Annotated in this window: 15 protein-coding genes; 10 read left to right on the top strand and 5 right to left on the bottom strand. The window is 46.2% G+C overall.

Features of this window, described 5'->3' with window-relative positions:
* The first annotated feature begins 404 nt into the window (after positions 1 to 404).
* Positions 405 to 566 (top strand): hypothetical protein, encoded by a 162-nt coding sequence (locus V7Z69_RS05105; protein ID WP_014163717.1) that lies wholly within the window; start codon positions 405 to 407, stop codon positions 564 to 566.
* Positions 567 to 653: 87 nt separating this feature from the next.
* Here the strand turns inward: V7Z69_RS05105 and V7Z69_RS05100 are convergent, their stop codons facing one another.
* On the bottom strand, positions 654 to 1,055 hold the full coding sequence (locus V7Z69_RS05100) for a hypothetical protein (RefSeq protein WP_014163716.1): 402 nt from the start codon (positions 1,053 to 1,055) through the stop codon (positions 654 to 656).
* 18 nt (positions 1,056 to 1,073) lie between these two features.
* Complete coding sequence (locus tag V7Z69_RS05095) at positions 1,074 to 1,442, bottom strand: hypothetical protein (RefSeq protein ID WP_014163715.1); 369 nt, start codon at positions 1,440 to 1,442, stop codon at positions 1,074 to 1,076.
* 160 nt (positions 1,443 to 1,602) lie between these two features.
* On the opposite strand from V7Z69_RS05095, the gene V7Z69_RS05090 reads away from it, so the two are divergent.
* A complete protein-coding gene (locus V7Z69_RS05090) occupies positions 1,603 to 4,809 on the top strand; it encodes a hypothetical protein (protein ID WP_334138923.1) in 3,207 nt (1,068 codons plus the stop codon).
* Between the two features lie 55 nt (positions 4,810 to 4,864).
* Here the strand turns inward: V7Z69_RS05090 and V7Z69_RS05085 are convergent, their stop codons facing one another.
* On the bottom strand, positions 4,865 to 5,875 hold the full coding sequence (locus V7Z69_RS05085; protein ID WP_014163713.1) for a proline racemase family protein: 1,011 nt from the start codon (positions 5,873 to 5,875) through the stop codon (positions 4,865 to 4,867).
* Positions 5,876 to 6,047: 172 nt separating this feature from the next.
* Here V7Z69_RS05085 and V7Z69_RS05080 point away from each other — a divergent pair, with 172 nt between their 5' ends.
* Positions 6,048 to 7,193 (top strand): NAD(P)/FAD-dependent oxidoreductase, encoded by a 1,146-nt coding sequence (locus V7Z69_RS05080; protein ID WP_014163712.1) that lies wholly within the window; start codon positions 6,048 to 6,050, stop codon positions 7,191 to 7,193.
* 39 nt (positions 7,194 to 7,232) lie between these two features.
* On the opposite strand, the gene V7Z69_RS05075 is transcribed toward V7Z69_RS05080, so the two are convergent.
* Together V7Z69_RS05075 and V7Z69_RS05070 are read right to left on the bottom strand one after the other, a co-directional pair.
* On the bottom strand, positions 7,233 to 8,225 hold the full coding sequence (locus V7Z69_RS05075; protein WP_014163711.1) for an ornithine cyclodeaminase: 993 nt from the start codon (positions 8,223 to 8,225) through the stop codon (positions 7,233 to 7,235).
* Between the two features lie 28 nt (positions 8,226 to 8,253).
* A complete protein-coding gene (locus V7Z69_RS05070; protein ID WP_014163710.1) occupies positions 8,254 to 9,810 on the bottom strand; it encodes an L-serine ammonia-lyase, iron-sulfur-dependent, subunit alpha in 1,557 nt (518 codons plus the stop codon).
* Between the two features lie 290 nt (positions 9,811 to 10,100).
* Between V7Z69_RS05070 and dctP the strand changes: the two genes are divergently transcribed.
* The 7 genes from dctP (at position 10,101) to hypD (ending at position 17,462) form a co-directional block, all read left to right on the top strand.
* Positions 10,101 to 11,117 (top strand): TRAP transporter substrate-binding protein DctP, encoded by a 1,017-nt coding sequence (gene dctP / locus V7Z69_RS05065; RefSeq protein WP_334138919.1) that lies wholly within the window; start codon positions 10,101 to 10,103, stop codon positions 11,115 to 11,117.
* A gap of 88 nt (positions 11,118 to 11,205) precedes the next feature.
* The gene (locus tag V7Z69_RS05060; protein WP_014163708.1) at positions 11,206 to 11,781 is read left to right on the top strand and encodes a TRAP transporter small permease; all 576 of its coding nucleotides are present in this window, start codon (positions 11,206 to 11,208) and stop codon (positions 11,779 to 11,781) included.
* The gene (locus V7Z69_RS05055; protein WP_334138916.1) at positions 11,778 to 13,094 is read left to right on the top strand and encodes a TRAP transporter large permease; all 1,317 of its coding nucleotides are present in this window, start codon (positions 11,778 to 11,780) and stop codon (positions 13,092 to 13,094) included. The genes V7Z69_RS05060 and V7Z69_RS05055 overlap by 4 nt, the downstream gene beginning before the upstream one ends.
* Before the next feature lie 18 nt (positions 13,095 to 13,112).
* Positions 13,113 to 13,319, top strand: coding sequence for a hypothetical protein (locus V7Z69_RS05050; RefSeq protein WP_041445804.1), 207 nt, complete (start codon positions 13,113 to 13,115; stop codon positions 13,317 to 13,319).
* A gap of 178 nt (positions 13,320 to 13,497) precedes the next feature.
* Entirely contained in the window at positions 13,498 to 14,178 is a 681-nt protein-coding gene (locus tag V7Z69_RS05045) for a GntR family transcriptional regulator (protein ID WP_244406318.1), read from the top strand.
* 13 nt (positions 14,179 to 14,191) lie between these two features.
* The gene (locus V7Z69_RS05040) at positions 14,192 to 15,097 is read left to right on the top strand and encodes a glycyl-radical enzyme activating protein (RefSeq protein WP_148256366.1); all 906 of its coding nucleotides are present in this window, start codon (positions 14,192 to 14,194) and stop codon (positions 15,095 to 15,097) included.
* A gap of 4 nt (positions 15,098 to 15,101) precedes the next feature.
* The gene (gene hypD, locus V7Z69_RS05035; RefSeq protein WP_014163704.1) at positions 15,102 to 17,462 is read left to right on the top strand and encodes a trans-4-hydroxy-L-proline dehydratase; all 2,361 of its coding nucleotides are present in this window, start codon (positions 15,102 to 15,104) and stop codon (positions 17,460 to 17,462) included.
* Positions 17,463 to 17,474: the final 12 nt, after the last annotated feature.

Here is a 17,474-nt window from a genome sequence, read left to right as displayed (position 1 = left end):
ATTATCTCTTTCACTTTACCAAAGTAGACGGAACGAAATATAGGCTCATCTACAGCATAAGAGAGCGCTGGTATTGACTGCCCGCAAATTTGTTAGGCTGGTCTTTGCGCTGCTGAGCAAAGGCCAAATTTACAAAGGGACGGTGAGGAGTTAATTTTGTTATTAAAACTTATTTGACCTCTTTTGTGCCAATTTTTTCCATGATAATTGGCTAGGGATATTATTGTCTTTTTTTGCCCCAATAATTTTATTTTCCAGTTTTAGGGTATTGACATATTACCGTGAGTCTTTCATTCCTCAGCTCTTTGCTCTTTCTTATTAGTATGCTAAAATATATAATAACAAAAATTGAAAATTCAGACTAGTAGTTATGTTGGATATATTGAACAAGGGGGGTGCATTTCATGAAAGAAGAAACCAAAGTTATAATATCCAACCTTAACTGTACTTCAGGCTTGGAGTGTTTCATGGAGGACGGAGTGGAGGAGCTAAGAAATCTACTGGATGACCTTGAAGACGGATGGGTGGAGAGTATGGCCATAACGGCTGACTCGAAGGATCAGTAAGGTTCTTATGTCCTTTATAAAAAAATATAGGTCTTGTGCTTCAAGTTGAAGGGCCGAATTAACATAGGCCCTTCAACTTTTTTCAAGCTACAGGGAAAACATACCTAGGGATAAAATGATCACTCCTAGAACATAGATAAAAATGCTGTAGCCCCAAAAGAACAGAACATCATTTTTTATTAATGGAAGTATCCTTTTGCGTGTCTTTTCGTATTGAAAAAGCATGAAGTAGCTCTTGGGCAGTGCTAAAGTTACCAGTATAGTTATGATCCACGAGAAAGGAACCTTTGTGGTAGCTTCCATGTACCACGTTATTGCGACGATCAGGACGCTTATTGCTCCGCTTACCCACAGCCAAAAGGGCTGTTCTTCCGGCAGGATGTGAGTAAGCAGAAAAGTCCTGAATCTTTCCTTGAGTGTCCATATTATAGGGGCCAAAGTAATCATTATGACTCCCAAAACGAGAGCGATAAACTTGAAAAAGTACATACGGCCACCTCCCTTAGGTTATTCCGAAGGAGTTAAAGTACCTTCCGGGAAAATTTGTTTACATGTTCCCTTTTGAGTGTTTACTTCAAACCAGTATCCTTCAACGGGCCCAGTCTTGAAGCCCTCTTTATCCAGGCGGTTTAGAGTGTAGCTGACGACGAAGGTGTGTTTTTCTTCTGTCGGTTTTATGTCCCAGCCTATGAGCTTAAACTTTCCTTCTTTGCTTACCCTTGAGACGAAACTCTCCAGGCGTTCCTTTGGGAGGTAATGTTCCTTCACTATCTGTATAGCCTCGACTTTGGTCTCAATGCGGGACCAGAAGAAGGAAAAGGCTCCAAGACAAATTACGAAAAGTAAAATTATCAACATATAGGTTTTGCGCGCCATGTTTAATCCCACCTCCCAAACTATATTATGTCATATAATTGAAAATAATTCTGTGGCAGCTTGGGAATGCCATAAAGGAGAGGTCGTCTTGATAAGGGTAATAGTTTTTTTCTTGGTATTTCTGAACCTTTTTTGTGTGTCCCAGGCCCCTTCATGGGGTTTGGGTAAACCTGGGAACATGATTCAAGTACCCATTGAAGAGAGCTTGGTCAAAATGAGGACCGTTCAATTTGAAGACGTAAAAAAGTCTTTTTTGAGCCGTTTTGGAGGGGATCCCAGCAGATGGCCTGAACCTTTCAAGAAGATTCACGAAATAGGTGTAAAGTGGTCTTTGAGGGCAATGAAAAGTAGATATTACAAAAATGTTTTAAATGATGAGATCAAAGAAAAGATGCTTCTTCAGATAAACAATCCTGCAGAGTATTGGGCCAGAAATATATATAACGGTTGGGACTACGGTGAGTGGTTCGATGCCTCCCACCTGACGGTGGAGGGCTTGCCTGTTTTTCTTTTGGAGCGCTACATGGAGGATATATTCCCTTTGGCATGGATAGATATAAAAGGTTCTTTGAGAACGAAGGAATATATGCTTAAGCTGAAGGACTCTCAATTTAGGCCCTCCAACACTTACGACAAGAAGGTTGCGTTGCAGAGGAGGGAAGACGTTTTTACTTATAATGAAAAAATAATAGAGACGGCCAAACGTTACGAGAGGGAAATGGACCTACCTTTTCTTATGGTGCTGTCAAGATTTGTCGATACCAATTGGCCAGGAGACGCGAGCGTGGAAAAAAAACTGGAGACCCATAAAAGGGAAGTGGAAAAAATAGCATCCAAAGCTCTTCAGGAAAGGAAGGCTATCTTTTTGAAAGCCTTCCTCGATCGTCTTCCAGTCATGAGCTATTCCTGGATGGATGAACCTTATACCGAGGTACAACTACACGTTGATCCGAGAAGAGAAGACAAGACCTTTGAGTTTGTGGGCAGCATTGCAAAGATATACGGCGCTCCGTATAAGGTAAGGAGCGAAGATGAAAAAGTCCCTTTCGAAGAGAGAAAGGCTTTCGGTGTAAAGTGGGAGTATTCCGTCCATGGTTTTCAAATTGAGGAAGGTGCAGAAGTTTTTGAAGCTAGCGGTAAAGATGGGATTTTTTTAAGAACCGATAATGGGAAGGAAGTTTGTTTCGTTGCGATTCCCGGGCGATCTTCTCTTGTTGGGACCTACAAGGTAACCATAATCTTTCCTGAAGTGACCATACCCAAGGAGATAAGGAAGGAAATATGCGACCAGTTTTTCGAAGCCTTCGTTTCAGCCTCCGAAGTTTTCTTTAAAGGGAGCACAAAGCAGGTGGGCGATGGTAGTGTTTCCAAGGAAGGAAAAGAAAAAAGGGAGTTGTTAATATCTTGCAGCTTGAGGGAAGGTGAGAGTGGAGCTTTAAATCTGAACAGTGAAACCTTTGTGATCATAAACATTCTGGTTAAAGAAAAAGATAAACCCGTTCCCAACGCTAGAGTCGCTGTAAGGAAACCCAAAATAGGAGAAGTTTGGTCTTCCAATGCTATTGCTGCCAATGAAGAGACCCTTTACATAACTACTGACCCACTAGGCAGAAGTTCCATTATCTTTACTCCGCCGAAAGCAGAAGAGTTGGAAGTTAATGATCCTGGCGTCAATGAGGTGAGCATTTTATTGGAGGAAGAGGAGACTGAAGCAGTAAAGGAAATAAAGATCAAGCTTGAGCTTCCATCGGTGCTTAGGGCGAGGGTTGAGAACCAATTTCTTCCGAAAGGCAGGGCTTTTTACAATAGGATTTATTTTAGCGTAGATGGAGGAAGTAAGGGGCCTAAGGAAGGCATTTGCAAGGTTGCTTTGCGGGCCACGAGCGGGAATGGTTTGTTCTCCCTTTCTTCTGAAGGACCATGGGTAAAGGATCGTATATCCCTAGAGGTCCAATATGGCAAAGAGTATGTAGTTCTTTATAAGTGTAACTATGACGAAGAATTGAAATCTCCTTTTGAGGAAAACGTCATAGTTGAGGTTCCTGAAATGAATTTGTACGACATGCAAACTTTTAAAGTTGGGGCTGAGCCCAATATTGGGCGCGTGGAGATTGCTGGAAGTGAAAATCCTATTCCAGGGGCCTACGTACCTTTGAAACTGATCCTCGAGGATAATGCGGATGGGCAGGGGTATTTGGATTCCTTATTGAAGTCCTACAGATTGAAGCCGGTTTTGGAGATAGAACCTGTGGAGTTTGAGCCTATTCCTTCAGAAAACCCCAAAAATGAAAGGATATTGAATGGGCTTTTGGACAGGGCTAGTGGAGTTGTGGTTGAAAATAGTGAATGGAGTTTTGACCCCACAGATTTTACTCTGGTAAGACAAGGGGACTCTCAATGGGTGCTGGTGAAAAGGGACATGTATTCCAAGGATATGCAAGAGAAAATGGATGCCAATGTTTTCCCGGGTTTTACCCCCTTGAGTTGGGGTAATTACAAGTTTCGCATAACACTTCATTTTGAGGACGAAGACAACAAATATGATGAGTTAATGAGCACCTACGAAGAAAGGGTTTCTGTCCATCCTCAGTTGGAGGATCAAGAGGATAAGCTTTCCCTTCTTCCCCTTTTAGTGTTCTTCAGAGCAGTTTCTCCAAGAGAATACATGTTGGAGCCATCTTATGACATAGAGCTTGCTTTTAGAGAGGGCAAAATAGAGGAGGGGGCTTTTCTCTTGGGGAAGGCTTTTTCGGAGTTGTTTTCTGTGCCGGAGGAATTATCGCCTTCGGCAGAGGCCAAATTGAAGAGGTTGAAAACTTTAGCCGCTGCAGCGGAGGGGAAGCCCTTTGAAGAGATCTCGGATTTGGAGATTATAAGGTCATTACGGTCGTTCAAGGAGAGCTTCCTTGCCACTGTGGGCGGGTTGTACGCTGAAGAGCTGTTGAAAGATGCTGGAGGAGCGGGGCAAGTTCCCTCCTCTCTGGAACAATTGAGCAATGCCCAAATAAAAATTCTAAAGATAATACAGGCTTTTTTGGATGGCTTCGGGGATTATGGATTTGTAGCTGTTTTTTGCGATAGCGTAGAAGAGTTGACGCTCTACGATAAAGAAACTGGCAAGAGATTGAAGCCAATAAAAGGAGAGATCTTCACGATCAAGAGTGAGAACGAAGACAGACTATGGGTGGGTAGGGGGGTGCTTTTGGTACCCCTTAGGTTGGGTGAAAACCTTGTGATGGACGTTCGAAGCCCCAAGGACTCAGTTTTGGCCATGAAGATTCTTCCTAACGGTATAAACATGAGGAGGTTCTGTGTGGGAAAGTCCAGGGAGAGAGTGAACATATACGGAGATGTGGTCCTTCCTTGAAGAGCTTCATGTAGGTTTGCGCCCTGCAGGACGCAAACCTACATGAAAAGGAATGTTATCTGGGCAGCAAGAAGCCATTACCTACTTCATCGTCTTTTTGTTTGACTAGGAAGTTGAATCCGGTGATGCTCGCCCGCCCTTTTATGAAGGGATATATGGTCTGAAACTCTCCTATTTTGGGGCCAGGTTTGTAATATCCTTTGAATACGCTCCCTATGATGCTTTCGTGGAGGAAAACTTCGCCAGGTGCTAATTTGCCTTTTGAGGCAAGGAGGGCCATTTTCGCGCAGGTGCCTGTTCCGCAGGGAGAACGATCCACATTGCTTTCTCCGAAGACCACACAGTTTTTGGTTGGAGCACCATCTCTCTCCAAAGAGAACTCAACAAGCCCTACGTAGTTTATATGGGGTTCCGTGGGGTGCGCTACCGGGTATTGCTCGTTTATGACTTGGAGAATTTCCTGCCCGATGCGCAAAAGTTCGGGGGCTTCCTCCCTTTCCAATGAAAAGCCCAGATCCTCCGCTTTGACTATAGCGAAGAAGTTCCCGCCGTAAGAAATGTCAAGGCGGACCTTTTTGCCTCCGAGGGATGGCAAAGGAATTTCCACATCGGTGGCATATACGAAGGCTGGAACGTTAGCCAAAGTTACTTCTCCTACTTTTCCATCCTGGTACTCTACGTCCAAGGTTATCTGGCCTGCAGGGGTGTCTAACACCACTTTTGTCACAGGCTCGGTTCGGGGTACCATTCCAAGTTCTACCAGCGTGTAAGCGGTTCCTATGGATCCATGACCGCACATGGCCACACCTTCTCCTGAATCCATGAAGAGCACGCCGTAGTGAGAATCCTCCCGTTCTGGTGGTGTTAGAAAGGCACCAAACATGTCCGAGTGTCCTCGGGGTTCGTGCATTACGAAGTCCCGGAAGTCTTTGAGGTGGGTATTTAAGTACTTCCACCGCTCTTGCATGGTCTTTCCCTTAAGCCAAGGACCACCTCCGATAATTATTCTAGTGGGTTCCCCTCCAGTATGGCTGTCTACTACTGCTGTGGCCCTGGTTATTTCCATTTAAACCCCTCCTTGTATGGTTTCATGTTTGTTATTTTAGTTCAAAATATACACAATATTTGAAAATTTGTATTGAAGTTAGTTTTATAAGGTTATAAAATAAAGCAATAACACACAAATACAAATATATACATGTTTGAAATTTTTGTCTATGTGCGGGGGGGGGTACGAAATGGCTAGACAGACGGCGGATGTGGCGATAATAGGAGGGGGAGTTCACGGTTGTTCTGTGGCATGGCACCTTGCAAAAGAGGGTTTGAAAGTCGTGCTTTTCGAGCGGGATTACTTGTCTTCGGGAGGGAGCGGCAGAAGTGCTGCCGGCATAAGACAGCAGTTTGGAACGGAAGTAAATTGCAGGTTGGCTTTATATAATTTGGAGAAGTTTCCGGTCCTCCAGGAAGAGTTGGAGTACGAGGCCGATTTGGAGTACGATCCATCAGGATATTTGTGGATCGCTTACAGTGAATCCCAGCTCGAGCAGCTTAGAAAGAACGTTGCCCTTCAGAACTCCTTGGGTATAAACTCCAAAATTCTTACGCCTGAAGAGATTAAAGAGGTTGCTCCAGGATTGAACACAGAGGGAATGTTGGGGGCAAGCTGGAACGAGAAAGACGGACACATAAACCCCCACACTCTCACGTTTGCCTACGCTGATGCCGCCAAGAGACTTGGCGCGGTGATACAGACTCAAACTTTGGTTACGGGGATTGAAGTTAAAGAGAACAAGGTCACAGGTATAAAAACCACGAAGGGAGACTGGGATGTGGGTTCCATTGTATGTGCTGCGGGGCCTTGGAGCGTGGAGGTGGCTAAATGGGTGGGCCTTGATGTTCCCATTGTGCCGGAAAGACACCAAATATTGATAACAGAACCCATAGAGAGAATGAAGCACCCTATGACCTTGTGTCTTGACGATGGCAGTTACTTCAAGCAGTGTCCTAATGGCACCTTCATGCTTGGTTGGGGTAATCCTAACGAAAAAAAGGACACCAGTTTCGAGTCGTCATGGGAGTTTTTGCTTGAGGTGTCCCGTAGAGTTCTGGCCAAGATGCCGTGTCTGTCAGAGGTGAGGGTAGTTCGACAGTGGACGGGCCCATACGATATAACTCCTGACCAACAGGCAATAGTGGGAGCCACTCCCGTAGAGGGATTCTACCTTGATTGTGGATGGAGTGGCCATGGTCTCCAGTTCGCTCCTTCGATAGGAAGGATAATGTCTGAGATCGTAATGGGCCAGGAGCCCTTTATAGATGTGTCGGTTTTCAGGTTCACCCGTTTCGAGGAGGGAGAGCTCTTCTTCGAGCCGGCGTGCATATAAGTGTGTGTAAAAAGAGGGGAGGCAAGGCCTCCCCTCTTTTTACAGTTCAAAGCTAGTTCCTATGCCTGCTTGTATTGCCTTTTGGTAGATTTCTTCTCCCACCACCACGTCCTGGACAGCTATTCCAACTGTCTTGAATATGGTTGTCTCTTCTTCGCTTTCTCTGGCTTGTTTTTTGCCCGCTACGATCTCTCCTATCTCTCCGCTTATTTGCGTTTCCGAGAGCAATCCCTCGTTTAAAGGTTTTATCAAATCTCCTGACTCTTCCAGTACGGCATCCTTGGAGTCTAAAAACAGTTTGTCGCATTTGCTGAAGATAGCTGGATCAAGTTCCTGCATATCGGGGGTATAGGACCCTACAGCGTTTATGTGGACTCCCTTCTTTATATCTTTGGCGCTGAAGACCGGACCCCTTGCGGTGGTGACAGTTGTTATTACGTCTGCGTCTTTTACGGTCTCTTCGGGAGAGGCGGTTGCCACGAGACGGACCTGGTTGAAGGGGAAAGTGGAGGCTATTCTGTCTATCAAATCAAGAGCTCTTGATTTGTTTGGATCGTATATCCTAACTTCCTCAAGGGGCCTTACGGTTATCATCGCCTCTATTTGTGAGGGGGCCTGACCTCCTGCTCCAAATATTGCTCCTATCTTTGCGTCCTTTCGTGCCAAGAGGTCGGTAGCTGCCCCACTCGCGGCCCCTGTTCGCATCTGCGTGAGGACCGTTCCGTTCAAGATGGCCTTGGGTATCCCCGTTGAGGAATCAACCAGAACAACCATGGAAGGTATGGCCGGAAGCCCCTTGGATGGATTGTCGAAATAGACGGAGACCACCTTCATTCCAACGGCGTCGAAATCCCCTTTTACGTAGGCGGGCATGAAAAGGACTCTTCCGTTGTGCTCTTCTACTGCCAGGTGAGTCCTCAAAGGAACGTCGGTCAGCCCCTCCGAGAAGAGCATGAAGGCTTTTTTAGTGGCCTCAATGGCTTCCTTCATGGTGTAGACTTTTCTTATCATATCTCCACTTATGAGAAGCATGATGGTTACCTCCTTTATCTATAGGAATTTATTGTTTTTGCAGATCCAGGCGAGGTAAGGCTAAAGCGGAGGGGCAAATAGCGATGCCGCCTCTTGATGTGCAGCGCAGTTCCTCTGGCAGCATCCTTCCCACGCTGTCTACTGCATCTATGGTTTCATCTAGCGGCACGGGATTTTGATATCCCCCTAAAATCAAATCAGCGCACAAAAAAGCTTGGGAAGCCAAGGCTGCGTTTCTTGTGTGGCAGGGGATTTCAACGATTCCTTGAATCAGGTCGCACACCGATCCCATGACGTTTTGAAAAAGGATGGCCGCTGCATCGCAAGCTTGGCCTGCGCTGCCTTTTGCTGCTTCTACTACAGCGGCCGCAGCCATGGCGCCCGCTGCTCCTATTTCTACTTGGCATCCTGCTACCTCAGCGGCGAAGGTGCTTCTCTGATCGAGGAGTAGGCCAACGGCACCAGCGGCCCACAGGGATCGCACCGCATCGTCCTCCGATAGGCCCATGTCCTCCATCAAAGTAGCCATGACACCAGGGATAAGGCCGGCGGAGCCACCAGTTGGTGCTGCACATACTACTCCTCCTGAGCTGCTCACATGCATGGCTGCCATAGCTCTTGATGCGGCCTTTAGGTGAGTGCCTCCAAGAAACACCCCGTCCGATTCTATTGCTGTCATTATTTTCTGAGCGGTAGGTTTCAGGAGTCTCATAGATATTTTTTCGGGATTTAGCCCTTCTTTGACGGCATTTAGCATTATGTGGAGGCGTTTTTTCATTTCCTCGTTCAATGTGTCTATAGAAATCTGTAAAATGTTATGTTCATAAAACAAAGCTGCATCTCCCAATGTCCAGTTGTTTTCATTCGCTAAATCCAGCAGGGTTTTAAGGTCCTTGAACATTTCCTTGCCAGCTATGGGGAACATTACGGGTCTTGCGTACCTTAATCTTTCTACTTCGGGAGAACCTTTAAGTTCCTCTAAGAGCTCCTTTGGAGGAGCTGATGGAGAAGAACCGTGCAGCGCACTTTTATCTTGTTTTTTTATGTTCTTTAGTTTTTGTGCCCACTTGCTGAGTATAGTCGATGCATCTGTGCCCGATGAATTTGGTGCCATTTCAACCAGTACCTCATGGCTGTCTCCTTTAATCAATACGGGAAGATCATCCACCGATGTTATCTCAATAGAGCCACCTCCGATAGATTTGGCGTGCATCCTGACCATGGAACCGCCATGACCCTCCAGAATCACAAAAATGCTGTTTGGGTGGTCGGCCTCCGGGAAGCTTTCCAGCTTAAAAGAGACGGTAAGGCCTTCCTTTGGAGCCAGTTTTAGAGCATTAAAAAAGTCGGGATTGGTTAAATCTTTGCCTAGGATTCCTGAAACCAACGCTAGGTCGCTTCCCTGGTCGTGGTAGCAGACAGCAAGAGAGCTTTTGGGGTCTATAAAAAAAGTAGCGCTCTTTGGTTTATCCCCTAGCAAATCAACCGCCAACTTGCCAATTCTCCAGGGACCTGCCGTATGAGAGCTCGATGGCCCTCTCATTACCGGTCCTATTACATTATTCAGGATGCTTACCTGCTTCATCTTTACCCATCTCTCCCTTTTGCTCATAGTATAAAGCTTTATTTTAAAGAATTAAACTTGAGATATTATTTCGCCGCAATGTCTTGACAAAATCTGAGTGTAAAATATAGGATATGAAATGTCCTATATCTAGCATCTAATATATCACGTTTTAGTATTTGGTTTAATAGCTTTGATTAAATTGGAGAAGAAAAGGAGGTGTTGAGAGAGCGAGAGGCTATATAGTGTTTCCGTCGGCAAATGGAAAAGTGAGATTTTGTGCTGTTTGAGACGAAAGGAGTTGAAGACAGGTGAGCAAAGGTAAAATGTATTTAAGCATAGTGGTAGGTTTTGTTGTAGTCTTCACATTAATGGCAGGTGCGGCTTTTGCAGCTCCTGAGATTACCCTGAAATTCGCTGGTCAATCCCCCTCAGATCACCCTGCGACGATGTTGATGAACGAGATAGCGAAGGAAGTGGCAGAAAAGTCCAACGGACGTATTGAGATTAAAGTTTATCCCGCTAGTCAGTTGGGTGACTATGAACTGGTCTATGAGGAAATGATTCGCGGAACCATAGATATGTCCTGTACGTCGGTCCCCAGTCAGTTTGACCCCAGACTTGAGTTGGTTTACATCAACGGCTTCGTAAAAGGTTATGATGACGTCAAGCGGATATTCGCTCCCAACACTTGGCTTTTTAATAAGATGGACGAGTTGAACCAGAGGTTGGGCGTCAAGCTTTTGGGATTCTTCATCGAAGGAATGATCGGTACTGGTACCGTGAAACCTGCCAACGAACCTCTTAATCCAAACGTGGACAAAGGTGTTCTCATCCGAGTCCCCAATATGGACGTGTACAAACTTGCTGCTGAGGCCATGGGATACAGAACGGTCACCATACCTTGGTCCGACGTCTATCAGTCTCTTCAGACTGGAGTCTGCGAGGGCGTCAACGGCTTCTCCGTTGCTGCTGCTTATACGATGTTGAGGGACGTTTTGAAGCACTGGTATATGACCAACTACTCGCTGGAGTGTTTGAATTACATGGTGAGCATGAAGACCTGGGCTAAATTGAGCCCAGAAGACCAGAAGATTATTGCTGAGGCCGTCGCCCATGCTAGCGCCAAGAGTATTGAGGAAGCGAAGGCCAACGACGAAAAATATATGCAGCTAATGAGAGACCAAGGTATCGAGGTTCATACTTATAGTCCGGAAGAACTCGTTCCCATAGCAAAGGCTTGCGCCAGCACTTGGCCTAAGTTAAAAGACAAGATGACTCCAGAGCTAATCGACGAATTTATAAAGGAGCTCGCTCCTAAAGATTAAATAATTGCCTATAAGTGTGCTTAAGGGGTCAGAGTTATTCTGGCCCCTATTTGGGGTTTGTACAAAAAGCAATAGGGGAGTGTTGATTTTGATAGAAAAACAGAATGCAGCTGTGGTGGAGACCGAAGATAGGGTCGGTTTCAAACAGCCAAGCAACATTTTCGACAAGATAGTAGTGAATTCCTTCTCTTTGGTCACCTTCAGCATGTCCATATTGTTGACCATATTGATATCCCTTGCCACGTTTACTCGATATATCTTAAAGGGAGACCTTTATGGCTACGAGGAGTGGGTCAAGCTTTTGGCCTTTTGGCTTTATTTTTCGGGGGCAGCCATAGGGGCTTTCAACGGGACTCACGTTTCCGCTGACTTGGTTCAATCTTACGTACCCAATGGGACATTAAAAAGATTTTTGGTCTTTCTGAAGGATTTGATAACCGTAGGCGTTACTGCCCTGTTTGTCTGGTATGGTTACGACTTTTTCATGTTCGGTTTTAGGGGCCCCTTGGGGACTGGTGTTGCAATTCCTATGACTACCATATGGCGGATACCTATGTGGTGGTCCTACCTTGCTGTCTTCTTGGGGCTGGTTTTTATGCTTTATTACTTTTCTGTGTATCTTTTTAAAAGTGCCAAAGAACTGTTTTTAGGAGGATCAAAATGATTTATGTTGCCATAGTCATACTCCTTTTTTGTCTTATGTTGGGCGTTCCTGTTCCTGTTAGCTTCATGGCCTCCTCAGCGTGGCTCATATTCTTTGGTGGGCCTGATGGTTCTGGATATCAGGCGACGCAGCTTTTGCCGTACGCGTTCAGCAAGATAAATTCTGTTCCCCTGATAGCCATAGCTTTGTTCATAATGGCCGGTGGTATCATGGAGAGGGGCAAAATAGGGGAAAAACTAGTAGATTTGGTGGATGTATTCGTGGGGCATATAAAGGGCGGCCTAGGAGTGGTAGGGACCATTTCCTGCGCGGTCTTTGGCTCCATTTCGGGCGCAGCCTGTGCTACCCTTTCATGTATCGGAACCATAATGTTTCCCAGGTTGAAGGCCGAAGGGTATCCCAGGGGACATTCTGCGGCTCTTATGGCCAATGCCTCTCTTTTAGGTCTTTTGATACCCCCCAATGCAACATTGATAATTTTTGCTTGGATAAGTGGGCAGCCTGTTTTGGCCTGCTTCCTGTCCACTGTTATTCCTGGGATTTTGACCATAACCTTGATAAGCTTGGTCAATATATGGCTTCTAAGGGACAATAAAGAGGTTTTGGTGGCTCATAAAAGGTCCAATGCCGAAAAATGGCGGCTCCTAAAGGAAAGAGGTAAGGTTGCCCTTCCAGCTCTTATGCTCCCCATAATAGTCCTTGGCGGTATATACGGAGGCATAATGACGGTTACCGAGGCTTCTGCAGTAGCGGTGCTCTATGCCATTCCCGTGGGTATGTTCGTTTACAAGGGGTTCGACTGGCGGGGGCTGTGGGCTCCTGTCGTTGAGTCGGCGGTCACGACGGGCGTAATCATGGCGATGCTGTTTTCCGTTTCCATGCTGAGCCGTCTCTACTTGTTGGAGGATTTGCCCTCCAGGTTGCTGGTCCTCTTTAAATCGGTTTCGGAGAACCGCTGGGTGATACTTTTCATGATCAATATATTCTTGGTGATAATGGGCATGCTTATGGATGACATAAGTGTGGTGGTGTTAACGACTCCAATACTGATGCCCATAATTATGGAGCTAGGGTTCAGCCCTATACACTACGCAGCCATAGTGGGAGTCAACACTGGACTGGGCTGCATTACCCCTCCGGCTGCGCCGGTGCTTTACCTAGCAGGTAGGCTCAACAACACTCCAATAGATGAGATGATGAGGCCTGCCCTTTATTTTATGTTTTTGTGTTGGGGGCCAGTTCTTCTTTTTACGAGCTATTTCCCAAAACTTGTTTTGTTCTTGCCCCACGTGATTTTGGGGACTCCATGGTAGAGCCTAGGAGGTGTGAAGTTGTTCTATAGAAATCTTTTCGCTGCCTTGTGTTTTTTGTTTTTGGTGATAGGACTTGTGACATCTTCGGTTCATGCATATTGGCTGTGCCTTTTTTGTGGAGCCTTTTCAAGGACAGCGGTCAAGAAAAAATGGCAAGACCCACCCTATGCCCGGAAGGTTGCTAAGTACTTCAGTGTCTTCCATAAACGTCCTATGGAAGAATAACTTGGGAGGAAGCGTTATAGTTTCTTCAATTTCTCAACGTGAGTAGAAGATTTGGCGATGGCGATTTGTTAAAATATTATGGAAACAACGCTCAATGCCGTTTGACTAAAACAAAATATCTGATATATTAGATACTAGATGGGTGGGATGAATAGATATGTTGCACAAAGAGCAGATTATGACCAAATCGTTGAGGGAGCAAGTTTACGACTATCTTAGAAGAAAACTTAATGCTGGGGAGCTCAAGCCTGGAGCGTTTTTAAATTTGAACGAACTGAGCGCCAGGCTTGGCATAAGCAAGACCCCTTTGAGAGAGGCTCTTATTCAGCTTGAGCTGGAAGGGTTTGTCGTCTTTTACCCCAGAAGGGGCATTATGGTCAATCCCTTGACCAAGAAGGACATCAGGCATGCTTACGAAATAATAGGTGCCCTAGAGGCCTCGGTGGTCCTTTGTAATTTTGAAAAATTACGCTCCGATGAGAACGTGCGAAAGCTTAGAGAGGAAAATAGGCTCATGCGCGAAGCTCTAGAGAGAGATGACTTCGACACCTTCTACGAACACAACATAGCTTTTCACAACGTTTACCTTGACTTGTCAGACAACGAAACATTGATCAAGACCGTAATGACGTTGAAGAGCAGGCTCTATGACTTTCCGAGAAGAAAAGGTTTCGTAAAGGAATGGGAGATGCGCTCTACGGAGGAGCATGATGCATTTATAAAGCTGATTGAAGACGGAGATGCCAAGGGAGCAGCAGAATACATGAGAGACGTCCATTGGTCCTTTGCTGTTCAGGAAAAATACATACATATGTATTATGCGGAAGCAGAGGCGGCGGAAAACCAAGGTGTTAAGTAAAGGGGTATATGATTTGAAAAAAGGAATAGTTTTTGACATCAAAAGATATTCAATACACGATGGACCAGGCATAAGGGATACGGTTTTTTTGAAGGGGTGTCCCCTGCGGTGTTGGTGGTGTCACAATCCCGAGAGCCAGGCTTTTGAACCTGTGGTACTTTACCGACCTGAGCGGTGCATAGGGTGTGGCGCGTGTGAGAGCGCTTGCCCTAATCAAGCAATTCGTCTGACTCAAAGGGGTTTTGTCGCGGATCCGAATCTTTGCACCAACTGTGGTGTTTGTGTCGAGGTTTGCCCGGCGGAGGCGAGAGAGCTCGTAGGGAAAAAGGTCACTACCCAATGGGTCATGGAAGAGATAGAAAAGGACGTGCTGTTTTTCGATGAATCCAGGGGAGGGGTGACCTTTTCCGGGGGAGAGCCTCTTTCGCAGCCGGATTTTCTCGAGGAACTGCTAATGGAATGCAGAAGGAAAGATATCCACACCGCAGTAGATACCTCGGGATATGCTCCAACTGAAGTGATCACGAGGATAGCGCCGTACGTCAACCTTTTTCTGTATGACCTAAAACTCATGGATGAAGAAAAGCACCAGTTCTACACAGGCGTTTCCAACCAGTTGATACTTTATAACCTACAAGCTTTGTCGGAAGGGGGAGCTTCGATCTGGATAAGGATACCGGTGATTCCGGGGGTAAACGCCAACCCCGAGGAGCTTGAGGCCATGTCGAGATTTATAAGCACTCTCAGGGGGGTAGAGAATGTAAGTCTCCTTCCGTATCACGGTACAGCGAACCACAAATACGAGAGGTTGGGAATGAGTTACCTTTTGAGGGATTTGAAATCCCCAACGAAAGAGGAAATGGAAGGTTTTTCCCGTATCTTTGAGGCCAAAAACCTTGAGGTCAAGATTGGAGGGTAAGGAAATGAACGAGCGCATCAAAAGGCTCAGAGAAGAAAGCTACGAAACACCTGTTACTTTGGATTACGAAAGAGCCGAGATAATAACCGATTTTTACAGGGAGAACATAGGTAAATACTCGGTACCAGTGATGAGGGCCCTGGCGTTTAAGGAGCTATGTGCGAAAAAGACCATTTACATAGGCAAGGACGAACTGATAGTAGGAGAAAGGGGACCTAAGCCCAAGTGTGTATCTACTTATCCGGAGCTTACATGCCACACTCTGGAGGACCTGGAGATCTTGGACACTAGGGAGAAAAACCCTTATAAGGTCTCAGAAGAGTGCAAGAGGGTTTACAAGGAAAAGGTTATCCCCTTCTGGAAAGGTCGTTCCATGAGAGACCGCATTTTTGAGCAGCTTGACGATGAGTGGAAAGATGCCTACGCGGCAGGTATCTTTACCGAGTTCATGGAACAGAGGGCTCCTGGGCACACCACTTTGGACGGAAAGTTTTACAAGAAGGGGCTTGAGGACTTCAAGAAGGAAATAGACGAGTCCATAGCCTCCTTGGACTTCCTGAACGACCCGGAGGCCACTAAGAAGAGAGAACAGCTCAAGGGCATGCGCATAGCTTGTGACGCAGTCATCTTGTTTGCCGAACGCCATGCTGATTTAGCCGAAAAGATGGCGAAAGAAGAAAAAGACCCAAAGCGAAAGGCGGAACTGGAACGTATAGCCGCAAATTGCAGATGGGTTCCACGCTACGCTCCCAGAGATTTCTGGGAGGCTCTCCAGATGTATTGGTTCATGCACCTCGGCACTATTACGGAACTCAATGGTTGGGATGCTATGAACCCTGGGCACCTCGACAGGTATTTCTATCCCTTCTACAAAAAGGACCTGGAGGAGGGCAAGATAACCAGAGATTGGGCCAAGGAACTCCTCTCTGCTTTCTGGATCAAATTCAACAACCATCCTGCGCCTCCTAAGGTAGGTGTCACGGCTGCTGAGAGTGGAACCTATAACGATTTCACCAACATAAACCTCGGCGGGTTGTTGCCAGACGGTTCAGACAGCGTCAACGAAATTTCCTACATGATGCTGGAGATAATGGATGAGATCCACTTGCTGCAACCTCAAGCCAATGTCCAGCTTAGCAGAAAGACGCCTGATCGTTTCCTAAAGGCGGCCTGCCGCGTCATAAGGAAGGGATATGGATATCCTTCCATATTCAACGCTGATGCTGTGATAGCGGAGATGATAAGGGTAGGTAAGACCTTGGAGGATGCCCGTGAGGGCGGCACCAGCGGATGCGTTGAGACGGGCGCCTTTGGAAAGGAAGCCTACATACTTACGGGCTACCTAAACGTTCCCAAGATTTTGGAGATAACCCTCAACAACGGTGTGGATCCCATGACTGGTAAAAAAATAGGCTTAGAGACCGGTGATCCCAGGAATTTCCAGACCTACGAAGAGCTCTTTGAAGCATTCAAGAAGCAGCTCCACCACTTCGTGGACATAAAGATGAGAGGTAACCAGTTCATAGAGCGCATGTACGCAGAATACGCACCAGCGGTGTTTTTGTCAGTGTTGATAGACGACTGCATAAAGAAAGGCAAGGACTACAATGATGGAGGTCCCAGGTACAATACCAATTACATCCAATGTGTGGGCATAGGGACCATAACTGACAGCCTCTCAGCTTTAAAGAAACACGTCTTCGAGGAAAAGAGATATTCTATGGACGAGGTCCTGGATGCCCTCAAGAAAGACTTCGAGGGCTATGAATCTATGCGCCTTACCTTCATGAACAAGACCCCCCGGTACGGCAATGACGACGACTACGCTGACAACATCATGAAGGAGGTCTTTGAGACCCTCTTTAACGAAATTGAAGGTAGAAAGAACACCAAGGGTGGCGAATATCACGTGGACATGTTGCCTACCACCTGTCACATTTATTTCGGTTCAGTGATGGGAGCTTCCCCGGATGGAAGGAAGGCCAGGATGCCCCTATCCGAAGGCATTTCTCCTGTGCAAGGCGCCGATAGAAACGGTCCGACTGCGGTCATAAAGTCCGCTGGAAAGATGGATCATATAAAGACCGGTGGAACCCTATTGAACATGAAGTTTATGCCCAAGGTACTTGAGGGGGAGGAAGGTATAGAAAAGCTTGCCAACCTCATAAGGACGTACTTCAGGTACGATGCGCATCACATCCAGTTCAACGTGGTCGACGAAGCTACCCTCAGAGATGCTCAAAAGCACCCTGAAAAATACAGGGATCTCATAGTTCGCGTGGCGGGTTACAGCGATTACTTCTGCGATCTTGGAAAGGAATTGCAGGAGGAGATCATAGCGAGGACAGCGCAGGAGACGTTGTAGAAAAAAGTTTAC

The sequence above is a fragment of the Thermovirga lienii genome (assembly GCF_036847465.1).
GTDB classification, from domain to species: Bacteria; Synergistota; Synergistia; order Synergistales; family Thermovirgaceae; genus Thermovirga; species Thermovirga lienii.
Note: the sequence above shows the minus strand (reverse complement) of the source record. Positions and strands in the feature narration are given on the sequence as shown.